This is a genomic window from Pseudomonas gingeri (assembly GCF_013386165.1).
Classification (GTDB): domain Bacteria; phylum Pseudomonadota; class Gammaproteobacteria; order Pseudomonadales; family Pseudomonadaceae; genus Aquipseudomonas; species Aquipseudomonas gingeri_C.
In genome coordinates this window covers 66,339-78,696 of the sequence record NZ_JACAOS010000012.1, presented here as the reverse complement: position 1 = coordinate 78,696, position 12,358 = coordinate 66,339, and the positions used below count along the sequence as shown (strand labels likewise).

Here is a 12,358-nt window from a genome sequence, read left to right as displayed (position 1 = left end):
GCGATGTTGTGGCGAGCGGGCTTGCCCGCACTCGGTTGCGAAGCAGCCGCCCCCCCTCAACTCGGTCTACCTGATGTACCGAGCTCTCAGGTTTCAGGGCCGCTTCGCGCCCCAGCGCGGGCAAGCCCGCTCGCCACAAATCTCGGCCAGACTTGAGGTCGCGTTAGGCCGCGGCCCGTCTTCGGGGATCAGCGAACGCCGCTGGTAAACTCCCTCTCCAACACCGAATCCACCCGCCCCTGAGCCAGTTCGATCAGACGTACCACGCCCATCGCCACCTTGCGATCAGCGTCTGAGAGGTTATCGGCATGCTCGTAGGCAGTGGCCGCGGCAGACTCCAGAATCGAACTGGCATCGACCAGGACTTCTTCACGACTTTCGGGTTCGGAGTTGTTCTTACGGATGGAGTTCGCACCGCACCGTTTCGAATTCGTGCCCGGCGACAAATTGTAATGCGCCAACACACGGTCAACGATTTGCGGATCGATGGTTTCGACGTGAGGTAAAGGAGGATTGGGCGTGACCTTGAACATGTCTGAAACTCCTAACAGAGATAAGGAGCCGACACCTTCTCGCTTGCACACGAATGAGGGTGGCAGCTGTACGCAGGTGTGCAAGACCAGGTCTGTTAGGACACCCGGCAGACCCGAAGGTCTCCCGCGCACAGCCACCATAAAGAGGCAGACTGCAAAAACGCCCAGGCGTGACAAGGGCGTTGTGCGTCATAACAGAATTCCGGACTTGCACGTCCGTATCACCGATTTGCGGCGACAAGATGCAGATTAGCCACCGGTTCTGCCAGGAGCAACAAGGTAGAAGTTTCTAGGAAATTTCACTCAATGGAAAGCGAGCCGTCTTGCAAATCAAGCACTAAGCGACTCCCGCCACCTTGCAGTATTGGGTCATCACGCGCTGCCGGGTATCCTCAACCCTTTCACCAAGGGTCGGGAGTCAAAGGAATGCACAGCATCCAGTTTCAAAAAATCATCGATCTGAGCCACGTCATTACCCCGTCCATCCCCCTTTGGCCCCACGATCCTGCCGTCACCTTCAGTGGTGTAGCCTCACAGGAACAAGACGGTTACTACCTGCGCAGTTTCAGCATGGGCGAACACAGCGCCACCCATATGAATGCGCCCAACAGTTTTCACCCCGAGGGTATCGGGATCGATGCCTACAAGCCGGAGTCGCTGGTGCGGGCAGCCGTGGTGATCGATGTGCGGGGGCAGGCGCAGGCCGACCCCGACTACGTGATCAGCCCTCAAGACATCGAGCGCTGGGAACAGGCCCATGGTCGTATCGCCGAGGGCTCTATCGTGCTGTTCCATACCGGGTGGCAAGCGCTGTGGGACGATCCCAAGCGTTTCTTCAATGAAGATGAGCACGGTGGCCTGCACTTCCCCGGGATCGGTGCCGACGCGGCAAAGCTACTGGTTGAAGAGCGCGGGGTCGCCGGGGTCGGGATCGACACTCATGGGGTCGATCCCGGCCAGAACACGGGCTTTGCCGCCAACCACCAGGTCCTGGCGAAAAACGGCATTGTCCTCGAGTGCCTGACTCATCTGGATCAATTGCCCGCCCTGGGTACCACACTGGTCATTGGGATTCTGAAACTCAAGGACGGATCCGGCTCCCCCGCCTCCGTGCTGGCCTTTGTGCCCTGACCGCGCTTGGGGTCGAGAACCTTTGATCCACAGGGCAGGTGAACAGCCCTTACAAACACCCGGCGCCCTTCAACGTCGCTTCCACCGCCTGATCCAACGACGTATGCGGCTCCGCTCCCAGTACACTCAACAGATGGGCATTGTTCATCCGCACCGGCTGACGCCACAGGTAGCGCATCTCCAGCATTTCGCGAAAGGTGGTCACAAACGGCGAGACCAGTCCCACCAGCCACCAGGGAAAACGCCGCAGTTTCGCCTGGCCGCCCGCGCGCTCGACCAAGCGGGTGATAGCGGCCGCGATCCGGGTGCCGTCAGCGTCCCAGTGCCCCGCCATATGAAAGGTCGCAAAGGGCGCCAGGGCCTGCCGCCGCTCCAACAACTCGACCATGGTCCGCGCTACATCCGGCAGATAGGCCCACTGATGCCCGACGCCCGGATCGCCCGGCAGATTGATCACTTTCACCGCCTGCCCCGGCTTGATCATCCCCTGGGAAAGCCAGCTGCTGCCGGCCTGCGGTCCAAAGAAGTCCCCTGCCCGCACGACAATCGCTCGAACTCCGTCCCGCGCCGCGTCTTGCAAGCGCTGCTCAAGCTCGACGCGAATTCGCCCCTTGCGGGTCAAGGGACGTTGCGCCGTCTGTTCGTCCAATGCGGCAAACGCATCCGGGCCGTAGTTGTAGACCGTACCCGGCAACACAATGGTCGCACCGGCAATACGTGCCGCCGCAATCGTGTTGTCGATCATCGGCAACACCTGCTCGGCCCAATGCCGATAACCCGGCGGGTTCACCGCGTGCACGATCACGCTGCAACCCTGCGCCGCCCGCACCACGTCGTCACGGTTGAGGGCATCGCCACTCAACCACTGAATGCCGTCGCGCTGTTCAGCCGCCGTCGCCAAACCCCGCTTGAGCGCCCGCACCTGCCAGCCGCCATCGCGCAATTGCCGCGCCACTTCGCCGCCAATGCCGCCGCCGGCGCCCAATACCAGAACCTTGTTGCTCATTGCTGCCATGTCGATGCTCCACAAAGGTGACGATGAGCAGAGTCTGGCCCTCCCCCTTCAGGAAATGAATTGCATGGCACACGCTATCCGCCATACATTTATGCATGGACCAGATCATGAGTTGGGAGCTGTACCGAACCTTGCTTGCCGTGCTGACGGAGGGCTCGCTTTCGGCTGCCGCACGGGCACTGGGAATTGCCCAGCCCACCGTGGGCCGGCATATCGCCGCGCTGGAAGCGTCGTTCAAGCAACCGCTGTTCATCCGTTCGCAGACCGGCTTGCTACCCACCGAGACCGCCCTGGCGCTGCGCAGTTATGCCGAAACCATGCAGCACACCGCCGCCGCGCTGGAGCGGGCCGCCACCGGCCAGGGCCAGACGGTGAGTGGCACGGTGCGGATATCAGCCAGCGAAATCATTGCCATAGAGGTGCTGCCGCCCATGCTGGCGCGACTGCGTCAGGACCATCCGCAACTCAAGATCGAGCTGCTGGCCACCGACAAGGTGCATGATCTGCTGCAACGAGAGGCCGATATTGCCGTACGCATGACCGCACCGAAACAGGATCAACTGATCGCTCGGCGCATCGGCCAGGTGGAACTGGGGCTCTATGCCCACGCGGATTATTTGCAACGACACGGCACGCCCGTCGCAATGGCCGATCTGTCGAGCCATGCGCTGATCGGCTTCGATGTCACCACCCCCTTTATCCGCACCGCCAGCAAACAGCTGCCCAGTTGGAACCGCGAGGCCTTCACGCTGCGCACTGACAGCAACCTGGCGCAACTGGCGATGATCCTCGCCGGCTGTGGCATCGGCATCTGCCAGAGCGCCCTGGCGATCCGCACGCCGACGCTGGTGCGGCTGTTGCCGGAGCAGTTCACCTTCCAGCTGGAAACCTGGGTGACCATGCACGAGGACCTGCGCAGCAGCCCCCGCTGCAAGGCGACCTTCGACGCGCTGGCGGAGTGTCTGCTGGCCCATATCGGCGTGACGGGCCAGTCGTGAATGTGCAGACCTTCAACTAGCGTCACCCCAGCAGATGCACGACCAGGCCGACAACCGCACAGGCCGCCAGGACCGGGATCACCCCGCGCTTGAAGCGAAACAGCGCCACCGCCGCGGCCAGCGCGATCAGTGCCGAGGGCCAGTCCAGGGCGCCGCTGAAACCCTTCGGCCAGAACACGTGGTAACCGAAGAACAGCGCCAGGTTGAGTATCACCCCGACCACAGCGGCTGTAATGCCGGTGAGCGGCGCGGTGAAGCGAAGTTCGTTGCGGCTCGCCTCCACCAACGGGCCGCCGGCGAGGATAAACAGGAACGAAGGCAGGAAGGTGAACCAGGTCACCAGCGTCGCGGCCACGGCTCCGGCCAGGAACATCTGTTCGGCATCGAATACCTGCGAGACATAGCCGCCGATAAAACCGACGAACGCCACCACCATGATCAGCGGCCCGGGCGTGGTCTCGCCCAGGGCCAGGCCGTCGATCATCTGCGTCGGAGTCAACCAGCCGTAATGGCTGACGGCGCCCTGATAGACATAGGGCAACACCGCATAGGCGCCGCCAAATGTCAGCAGCGCAGCCTTGGTAAAGAACCAGCCCATCTGGGTCAGGGTGCCCTGCCAGCCGAACAACGCCGTCAAGATCCCCATGGGCAGCGCCCACAACACGGCGCCGATCAGCAGCAGCAAGGCCAGGCGCGGCCAACTGAAGCGGGCGTGCGCCGGGGGCGGGGTGTCATCGTCAATCAACGCCGGACCGAAGGATTGGCTCGCCGCGCCATGGCCGCCCGTGGTGAACGTTGCGGGCGCCACACGCCCACCCAGATAACCGATCAGCGCGGCCCCGAGCACAATCAGCGGAAACGGCACATTGAAGGCGAAAATGGCCGTGAACGACGCCGCCGCTATCGCCCACAACCAGTTGTTCTTCAGGGCCCGCGAACCGATCCGATGGGCCGCGTGCAACACAATCGCGGTCACCGCGGGCTTGATGCCGTAGAACAACCCCGCCACCACCGGCACATCCCCGAAGGCGATATACAGCCAGGACAAGGCGATCAGGATGAACAGCGATGGCAGCACAAACAGCCCGCCAGCGATCACCCCGCCCCAGGTCCGGTGCATCAGCCAGCCGATATAGGTTGCCAGTTGCTGGGCTTCGGGGCCGGGCAGCAACATGCAGTAGTTGAGTGCGTGGAGAAAACGCCGCTCGGAGATCCAGCGTCGCCGCTCCACCAACTCTTGGTGCATGATCGCGATCTGCCCGGCCGGCCCGCCAAAACTGATAAAGCCCAGCTTCAGCCAGAACCAGAAGGCCTCACGCAGGCTGATGGTCAAAGGGCAGAAAGACATCGTGCACATGGACAAATATTTTCTTGGTTATCCTGGGCAACAAGCGAAGGTAAATATGCAGGCAGTCGCTACCGGTTTTTACCGTATGCGTGGAGTCGATAAACAGGATATCGCCATCTTCCAGTGTGGCATTCAACATCTCGACGGTCAGCTCCTGAGCGCGCAACGTTTGCAACTCAAGCGCCCCTTCGTTGGCCAGGGACGTAATAAACGGTCCTGGAAAGGGTTCGATGCAGAGCAACCGGCCGCTCCCGTTTTTACCCAGCGCCTCCAAGGCAATCAGCGATGAGAAGCCACTGCCAATCTCGACAATGGTCTTGGGGCGGATACGCCTGACATAAGCGTAATACGCAACGGCATCGCTGCAGGTAAACTGACCGTTTTTCCAGAAATAGGAAGTGCAGGTTTCCTCGTCCCCGACTTCCTCGGGCGTAAAGTCGACCGCATACGGAATCAGTTCACGGAGCTCCGCCCGCTGCGCATCCTGATCGAACAGGCCGCAATTCAAATAAGGCGGTTCTGTCTCAGTGTATTCGTAGGAGCTGGCAATCTCGGACAGAGAAGGTGTGTTCGAGTAAAAATTGGAAGGAACCACATTGAGGCCGTGCTCTTGCACTCGCGCTCTGTCCAGCGGATCCACCCACAACAGCTTTTGCATCACCGGCAACGCCGCATTGAATTCTTCATCCGTTACACGTGCCATCTTCTAGAATTCCCGTCCCGAGCTATATTGGGCCGTGTGCGGACTGCGCGCACGAGCAAAGCCTATGGATTCTGATTCCAAATGTAACCCATCACGGCGTTTCGTAGCCATTGGCAGGCCATTAGGATCGGGATCAAAACCCCGTGGGGCGAGAACCGAGCGCCACGTATCCGGATAGCTGGCGCTCAGGTAAAGACGTGGTCATGCCAGACGGCAAATACTCGCCACCCCACTCAGTTCCCGACATGCGCCAGTTGCGCTTCCGGCATTGCCGAAGAGTGGTGGTTGAGGATCTTCCACTGGCCATCGAGCTGCTCATAGACGAAGGTGTAGCGCGCCTGCACCTGGCGGGTCTTGCCGTCAGCCTCGGTCAGGGTAAAGGTGTAGACGCCACTGTCCATGGCCACGTCGCTGCCCAGCCGGTGAATCTTGCGGTAATTGATCTGCCCCACCGGCTTGAGCGCCAGGAAGTGATCAAAGTAGTCCCGGATCTGGGCCGGTGTGGTGCGCACCTGATTGGATACCGTCGGTTGCAGCATGGCATCCGGGGCATACAACTCGACCACGGCCTGGACATTACCCGCCTTCAAAACCGTGTTCCAACGATCAAACAGCCCGGCAATCTCACGGTCCTGCACGTTCTTCGGCTGTTCGGCCACGCCGCTGTAGATATACGGGACCGTCGCTGCCGCCTGGACAAACGGGGCGCTCAGGGCAACCAGCAGGACGAGGGCCGAGGTTTTCAATTTCATGGTGATGCTCCAGTGATGTTCGATCAGCCCACTTTGCCCTTCAGGACCGCGCGCGCCATCGGCCAACCGGAGTGATTTGCCTATGCCATTTGGCAGATAGCCGCCTGCCGGGTTACACGGTTTAATAACGCCCCTTCCCGAGTGGGCGCGCCTGCAACGCGCCGGAGCCGTACCATGCAAAGCCCGCCCCATGACCCCAGCAGCGCCCTGGCCATTCGCACCCAGTATCGACAGTCGCAAAGTCGGGCCGCGCGCCTGCGGCTGCTGGTGGACACCGGACAGGAACTGACCCAACTGCCTCCCGACGCCATGCGCGAGCGCGTGCTGGCCCGGGCCTGCGCCTTCCTCGCGATGGACCACGGCGTCCTGCTGGAATGGGACGCCGAGGCGCAAGTCAGGACCACCGCCAGCCAGGGCAGCCTGGATCGCTTGAACTGCCTGGATGGCCTGGTGGACACCTCGATCCGCACACCGCGCTGGCATGAGCCTGCGGGGACGGCCCTGGCCAATGCGCTCTGGGTGCCCCTGCGCGGCGGCGACGGCGAGGCCTTCGGCGCCCTGGTCCTGGCCAACAGCGTCAGCATCGGCGCACCGGACAACGAAGACCTCGAATCCCTGCAACTGCTCGCCACCCTGCTGGCCGCGCACCTGGAAAACCATCGCCTGCTGAGCACCTTGATGACACGGGATCGCACCCTCTCGGATCTGGTCAAGCGGTTGTTCAGGGCCCAGGAAGATGAACGCAAACGCATGGCCTACGACCTGCACGACGGCCTGGCCCAGACCCTCGCCGGACTGCATCAGCGCCTGCAAGGTTTTGCCGGCCGCTGTCCGCCCCTGTCCGATGCCCTGGGCGCGGACCTGCAGGCCATCCTGACCCTGGCCCAGCATTGCGTGGGCGAAGGCCGGCAATTGATCGGCGGCCTGCGCCCCACCGTACTCGACGACTTCGGCTTGCTGACAGCCCTCGACAGAGAGGCCGACCGTCTGCGCGAAGCCGGGATCGTCGTGCACTGGACAGCGCGCTGCGAAGCACGCCTGCCCAGCTCGGTGGAGATCGCCCTGTTCCGAATTGCCCAGGAAGGGATCAACAATATTCTCAAGCATGCCCACGCCAGCCAGGTGGAACTGGCCCTGGCGCTGCACGACGGCCAGGCCTCGCTGCGGGTGGACGATAACGGCAGAGGGTTTGCCATGGAACAAGCGCTCGACACCGGCGGCAGCCGGCACCTGGGGCTGGCAGCGATGCAGGAGCGTGCCAGCCTTCTGGGCGGTCAGCTCACCTGCATCAGCCGGGTACACGGCGGCACCCGACTGAGTGTCAGCGTCCCCTTTGACCTGGATGGAGCCCCACAATGACTCAAGCCTTGCGCCTGGTCCTGGCCGACGACCACGAGGTCACCCGCACCGGTTTCGTCGCCTTGCTGGCCGGCCACCCCCAGTTCGATGTGGTCGGCCAGGCCCGCGATGGCCAGGAAGCGGTGGAGCTGTGCGAGCGCTTGCTGCCGGACATCGTCATCCTCGATATCCGCATGCCGGTGCTCAACGGGTTGGGCGCGGCACGGATTCTTCAACAGCGCCTGCCCGCCCTGAAAGTGCTGATCTTCACCATGGACGACAGCCCGGATCACCTGGAGGCGGCGATGAATGCCGGGGCCATGGGCTACTTGCTCAAGGATGCCAGCCGCGATGAAGTGATCCACGCCCTGCAGCGTATCGCCGCCGGTGAAGAAGCCCTCAACAGCGCCGTCAGCGCCCGCCTGCTGCGCCGCATGACCGAACGCAATGCCAATGGCACAGGCCCGACCGAAAACCTGACCGCCCGGGAGCGCCAGGTGCTCGGGCTGGTGGCCAATGGCATGAGCAACCGGAAAATCGGCGAGACGCTGGGCATCACCACCGGCACCGCCAAAGCCCACGTCGAACGGGTGATCGGCAAGCTCGACGCCGCCGACCGAACCCAGGCCGCCGTCCGCGGCATTGCCCTGGGCCTGGTGACTCAGCCATGAAGGTGTTTTACGCCAGGCGCTGGGCCGATCTGCCGCTACGGGGCAAGGCCCTGGTGGTCATCTCGCTGCCGCTGGTGGTCCTGTTGCTGTCCCTGGTGCTGATCTACATCACCGAGCGCCAGACCGCACACGCCGAAGAAGATGTGCGTCGGGTACTGCTGGTTCAAGGCGATATCCAGACCGTGCACACCCTGCTCGCCGAGGCGGCCGCCAGCGTGCGCGGCTACCTGCTGACCCACCGGGATGACTTCCTTCCCGGTTATCTGAAAGCCAAGCCGCTGATCGAGTCAGCCCTGCGTCGACTGGACGGCAATGTCCGGGACAAGCGGGTGCGCGAGCAGTTGGAGGCCATCACCCCGCTGATCGAGAGCAAAATCGATGGCCTGGAGGAGATGCTCGATCATCGCGAGAAGAACCCCGAGTCGATCACCACCATCCTGATCAACAACAAACATATTCTCGACGAGTTGCGCGAACGCATCAGCACAATGCGCACCCTCGAGGACAGGCTGCTGGCCGAACGCACCGCCGCCGCCTCCGCGACCCGCCAGCGCCTGCTGCTCTCGACCTTGTTGGCGGCCCTCTGCGGGCTGTTCGGCGCCATTGTTGCGGTGCTGTTCCTGTCCAAAGGCATCGTCGCCCGGGTCCACAAGGTGCAAGGTAATGCCCAACGCCTGGCCCTCGGCCAGCCGTTATTGCCCCAACCACCGGAACACGATGAGATCGGCCAATTGGGCACCCGTCTGGTGGAGGCCGGGTTGCTGCTGGCCGAACGCGAGCGGGCGCTGCGCGAGAATGAAGAGCGCCTGCGGCTGATCATCGACGGTGTGAAGGACTACGGGATCTTCGCCCTCGACACCCAGGGTTTTGTCACCAGCTGGAACGCCGGGGCCGAGCGGATCAAGGGCTACACCGAGCTGGAAATCATTGGCCAGCATTTCTCGGTGTTCTACCTGCCGCAAGAATGCCCGGAGCATCCCGAAATGGCCCTGCAGGAAGCCACTCGCGACGGTCACTACATGGAGGAAGCCTGGCGCAGCCGCAAGAATGGCAGCCGCTTCTGGGCCAGTGTGGTGATCACCGCGCAATACGACAGCAGCGGTGCGTTGCGGGGGTTCTCCAAGATCACCCGGGACATTACCGACCGCCGCGCCACCGAGATCGCACTGCGGACCGCCCGTGAAGAAGCCGAGCGCGCCAGCCGTGCCAAAAGCGAGTTCCTGTCGCGCATGAGCCACGAACTGCGCACACCACTCAACTCGATCCTGGGTTTTGCGCAATTGCTCGACATGGACTCGACCCAGGGACAAAAGGCCCAGATCGGTCATATCCTGCGTGCCGGCCAACACCTGCTGACCCTGATCAACGAGGTGCTGGACATCGCCAAGATCGAGGCCGGGCGCCTGCCGCTGAACATCGAGCCGGTGCCCCTGGAGCTCGTGCTGCAGGAGGCCCTGACGCTGGTCTCGCCGATGGCCACCGACGCCGGCATCCAACTGGTGCCATTGCCGGTGCTGACCGCGGACAGCGGCATCGTCGCGGATCGACAACGCCTGACCCAGGTGCTGCTGAACCTGCTGTCCAACGCCATCAAGTACAACCGGCCCCAGGGTCAGGTGAGCATCGAGGTCACGCTTGAGCAACAGCGTATCGCCGTGTCGGTCAGCGATACCGGCAAGGGCATTGCGGCCGATCGCCTCGATCAACTGTTCAAGCCGTTCGAACGCCTGGAGATCGACCCCAACGTGGAAGGCAGCGGCCTTGGCCTGGCGCTGAGCAAAAGCCTGCTGGAAATGATGAACGGCAGCCTGACGGTGCAAAGCCAACCCGGCGCGGGCTCCCGATTTACCCTGGAGCTGCCTTTTGTGCGTCTGCAGGCAAGCGTCGAACTGATCGCGGCGCCCATCGACCAGCGGCCGCGCGCCCCTGCCCTGGCCCGCACGGATTTCCAGGGCCAGGTGCTGTGTATCGAAGACAACCTCTCAAGCCTCGCGCTGATCGAAACCCTGCTGCAACGGCGTCCGGGGATAAAACTGCTGTCCAGCATGCAAGGCCAACTGGGACTGGACCTGGCGGCTCAACACGCCCCGCAGCTGATTCTGCTGGATGTCTCCCTGCCGGATATCGACGGGCTGAATGTGCTGCGGCGCTTGCGCCAAACGCCGCTCACCGCGGCCATACCAGTGCTGATGATTACCGCCGATGCCAGCGACCTCACCCGCCAGGCCTTGTGCGAAGCCGGCGCGGCCGCGGTGCTGAGCAAACCGATTCATATCCCTTCGTTTCTCGCTCACCTCGACCAGTACTTTCCGGAGCCCGCGTGAACAGCGACCTACGCATTCTGATCATTGACGACCAACGCCCCAATCTCGACCTGATGGAACAACTGCTGGTGCGCGAAGGGCTGACCAACGTACTGAGCAGCACCCAGCCGCTAAGGACCCTGGACCTGTTCAACAGTTTCGAGCCGGACCTGGTGATTCTCGACCTGCACATGCCGGAGTTCGACGGCTTTGCGGTGCTTGAACAACTCAACCGGCGCATCCCGAACGGGGAATACCTGCCTGTCCTGGTACTCACCGCCGACGCCACCCGCGACACCCGCCTGCGGGCCCTGGCCCTGGGCGCCAAGGACTTCATCAGCAAACCGCTGGATGCCCTGGAAACCATGCTGCGGGTGTGGAACCTGCTGGAAACCCGTGCGCTGTATAAAAAACTGCGCACATTGGTGCCGGCGGATCAGATCGATCTGCTGCGCCAGTCACCGCTGGCATGAGGGTGCCGCGCGACACCCACGCACCGGCAGGCCTTATTTGACCAGGCGCTTTTCCTTGGAAGGTCGATAGCCGAAATACGAGCTGTAGCATTTGCTGAAATGGCTGGGTGAGACAAACCCGCAAGCCACCAGCACATCGACCTGGGACAGCTCGGTGTGCTGCAACAATCGACGCGCCTCGGTGATCCGCAATTCCATGTAATAGCGTTGCGGCGTGGTGCCCAATTGCTCCTTGAACAGGCGTTCGAGCTGGCGACGGGAACGGCCGGCGTAGGCCGCCAGTTGCTCCAGCTCAAGGGGTTCTTCGAGGTTGGCATCCATCAGCTTGACCACCTCACGCAGTGGCGCGCTCACACAGACGTTTTCCGCCGGTTTGATGCGCCGGTAGCGCGACTCCTCGAACGCCAGGATGTCCTCGATCCCCTCGACCAGGGCTTTATCGTGCAGGCCCTTGATCCAGTCCAATGCCATGTGGAAAGCCCCCGAGGGGCTGGAAGCGGTGAGCCGATCGCGGTCAATGACATAGGCCTCGCTGGTGACCTGCGTCGCCTTGGAGATTTCCGCCAGGGCTGGCCGATGTTCGGGGTGAATCGCACAACGATAGCCGTCCAGCAAACCCGCGCTACCGAGGAACCAGGCGCCATTCCACAAACCGGCCAAGCTGACACCCTGGTCTGACGCCGCCCGCAGCAGATTGCCGAGTTCATCATCGGCCTTCAGCTCTGTCCGGTAGCCGCCGCAAATGACCAGCAGGTCGAGGTTCTGAATGGCGGCCGTATCGATACGCGCATCAGGCCGGATGACCAGGCCCAGGTCGCTGATGACCTCCCCATCATTCAGGCCGAAGGTTCGCGAAGAGAACAACCCGGGGCGCAGAAGATTCGCCGTGACGATCGTATCCAGTGCCTGGGTAAACGCCGGCAGCGAGAAATGCTCGAGCAGCAAAAAGCCGGTCCGGGTCATCTGAGCGAGCTGGCCAGGGTTTTCATTCAGGTAGCGGAGGTTCTTGCCCTTCATTCCTCCGCTGAATTGACGTCGTTCGATCAAGGTGTGAGTCACTCGGTGGTGTTAACCACTCTATTGTTGGAGGTGT

At 62.5% G+C, this 12,358-nt stretch carries 12 protein-coding genes; 6 read left to right on the top strand and 6 right to left on the bottom strand.

The window, feature by feature from the left end:
* Window positions 1-188: 188 nt before the first annotated feature.
* Complete coding sequence (locus tag HX866_RS10910; RefSeq protein WP_177105269.1) at window positions 189-533, bottom strand: DUF6124 family protein; 345 nt, start codon at window positions 531-533, stop codon at window positions 189-191.
* 426 nt (window positions 534-959) lie between these two features.
* Here HX866_RS10910 and HX866_RS10905 point away from each other — a divergent pair, with 426 nt between their 5' ends.
* Window positions 960-1,664 (top strand): cyclase family protein, encoded by a 705-nt coding sequence (locus tag HX866_RS10905; RefSeq protein WP_177139522.1) that lies wholly within the window; start codon window positions 960-962, stop codon window positions 1,662-1,664.
* 49 nt (window positions 1,665-1,713) lie between these two features.
* Here HX866_RS10905 and HX866_RS10900 read toward each other — a convergent pair whose 3' ends face one another.
* The gene (locus HX866_RS10900) at window positions 1,714-2,679 is read right to left on the bottom strand and encodes an NAD-dependent epimerase/dehydratase family protein (RefSeq protein WP_177139520.1); all 966 of its coding nucleotides are present in this window, start codon (window positions 2,677-2,679) and stop codon (window positions 1,714-1,716) included.
* 107 nt (window positions 2,680-2,786) lie between these two features.
* Here HX866_RS10900 and HX866_RS10895 point away from each other — a divergent pair, with 107 nt between their 5' ends.
* Window positions 2,787-3,677 (top strand): LysR family transcriptional regulator, encoded by an 891-nt coding sequence (locus tag HX866_RS10895; RefSeq protein ID WP_371319247.1) that lies wholly within the window; start codon window positions 2,787-2,789, stop codon window positions 3,675-3,677.
* Window positions 3,678-3,699: 22 nt separating this feature from the next.
* Here the strand turns inward: HX866_RS10895 and chrA are convergent, their stop codons facing one another.
* The 3 genes from chrA to HX866_RS10880 form a co-directional block, all read right to left on the bottom strand.
* Entirely contained in the window at window positions 3,700-5,025 is a 1,326-nt protein-coding gene (gene chrA / locus HX866_RS10890; protein WP_256344898.1) for a chromate efflux transporter, read from the bottom strand.
* Window positions 4,991-5,728 (bottom strand): class I SAM-dependent methyltransferase, encoded by a 738-nt coding sequence (locus HX866_RS10885; RefSeq protein ID WP_177139514.1) that lies wholly within the window; start codon window positions 5,726-5,728, stop codon window positions 4,991-4,993. Before HX866_RS10885 ends, chrA begins: the two co-directional genes overlap by 35 nt.
* 233 nt (window positions 5,729-5,961) lie before the next feature.
* A complete protein-coding gene (locus HX866_RS10880; RefSeq protein ID WP_177139512.1) occupies window positions 5,962-6,480 on the bottom strand; it encodes an SgcJ/EcaC family oxidoreductase in 519 nt (172 codons plus the stop codon).
* A 174-nt stretch (window positions 6,481-6,654) separates the two neighbouring features.
* Here HX866_RS10880 and HX866_RS10875 point away from each other — a divergent pair, with 174 nt between their 5' ends.
* The 4 genes from HX866_RS10875 to HX866_RS10860 are packed head-to-tail and all read left to right on the top strand — an operon-like array spanning window position 6,655 to window position 11,265.
* Window positions 6,655-7,839 (top strand): sensor histidine kinase, encoded by a 1,185-nt coding sequence (locus HX866_RS10875; RefSeq protein ID WP_177139503.1) that lies wholly within the window; start codon window positions 6,655-6,657, stop codon window positions 7,837-7,839.
* Window positions 7,836-8,489, top strand: a complete 654-nt coding sequence (locus tag HX866_RS10870) for a response regulator (protein ID WP_177139501.1) — start codon at window positions 7,836-7,838, stop codon at window positions 8,487-8,489. Before HX866_RS10875 ends, HX866_RS10870 begins: the two co-directional genes overlap by 4 nt.
* The gene (locus HX866_RS10865; protein WP_177139499.1) at window positions 8,486-10,813 is read left to right on the top strand and encodes an ATP-binding protein; all 2,328 of its coding nucleotides are present in this window, start codon (window positions 8,486-8,488) and stop codon (window positions 10,811-10,813) included. Before HX866_RS10870 ends, HX866_RS10865 begins: the two co-directional genes overlap by 4 nt.
* The gene (locus tag HX866_RS10860; RefSeq protein WP_177139497.1) at window positions 10,810-11,265 is read left to right on the top strand and encodes a response regulator; all 456 of its coding nucleotides are present in this window, start codon (window positions 10,810-10,812) and stop codon (window positions 11,263-11,265) included. The genes HX866_RS10865 and HX866_RS10860 overlap by 4 nt, the downstream gene beginning before the upstream one ends.
* A gap of 33 nt (window positions 11,266-11,298) precedes the next feature.
* On the opposite strand, the gene HX866_RS10855 is transcribed toward HX866_RS10860, so the two are convergent.
* A complete protein-coding gene (locus HX866_RS10855; RefSeq protein ID WP_177139495.1) occupies window positions 11,299-12,312 on the bottom strand; it encodes a GlxA family transcriptional regulator in 1,014 nt (337 codons plus the stop codon).
* Window positions 12,313-12,358: the final 46 nt, after the last annotated feature.

Coding starts and splice junctions, on each gene's coding strand:
- HX866_RS10910 (WP_177105269.1), bottom strand. CDS start 533: ATGTTCAAGGTCACGCCCAATCCTCCTTTACCTCACGTCGAAACCATC.
- HX866_RS10905 (WP_177139522.1), top strand. CDS start 960: ATGCACAGCATCCAGTTTCAAAAAATCATCGATCTGAGCCACGTCATT.
- HX866_RS10900 (WP_177139520.1), bottom strand. CDS start 2,679: ATGGCAGCAATGAGCAACAAGGTTCTGGTATTGGGCGCCGGCGGCGGC.
- HX866_RS10895 (WP_371319247.1), top strand. CDS start 2,787: ATGAGTTGGGAGCTGTACCGAACCTTGCTTGCCGTGCTGACGGAGGGC.
- chrA (WP_256344898.1), bottom strand. CDS start 5,025: ATGTCTTTCTGCCCTTTGACCATCAGCCTGCGTGAGGCCTTCTGGTTC.
- HX866_RS10885 (WP_177139514.1), bottom strand. CDS start 5,728: ATGGCACGTGTAACGGATGAAGAATTCAATGCGGCGTTGCCGGTGATG.
- HX866_RS10880 (WP_177139512.1), bottom strand. CDS start 6,480: ATGAAATTGAAAACCTCGGCCCTCGTCCTGCTGGTTGCCCTGAGCGCC.
- HX866_RS10875 (WP_177139503.1), top strand. CDS start 6,655: ATGCAAAGCCCGCCCCATGACCCCAGCAGCGCCCTGGCCATTCGCACC.
- HX866_RS10870 (WP_177139501.1), top strand. CDS start 7,836: ATGACTCAAGCCTTGCGCCTGGTCCTGGCCGACGACCACGAGGTCACC.
- HX866_RS10865 (WP_177139499.1), top strand. CDS start 8,486: ATGAAGGTGTTTTACGCCAGGCGCTGGGCCGATCTGCCGCTACGGGGC.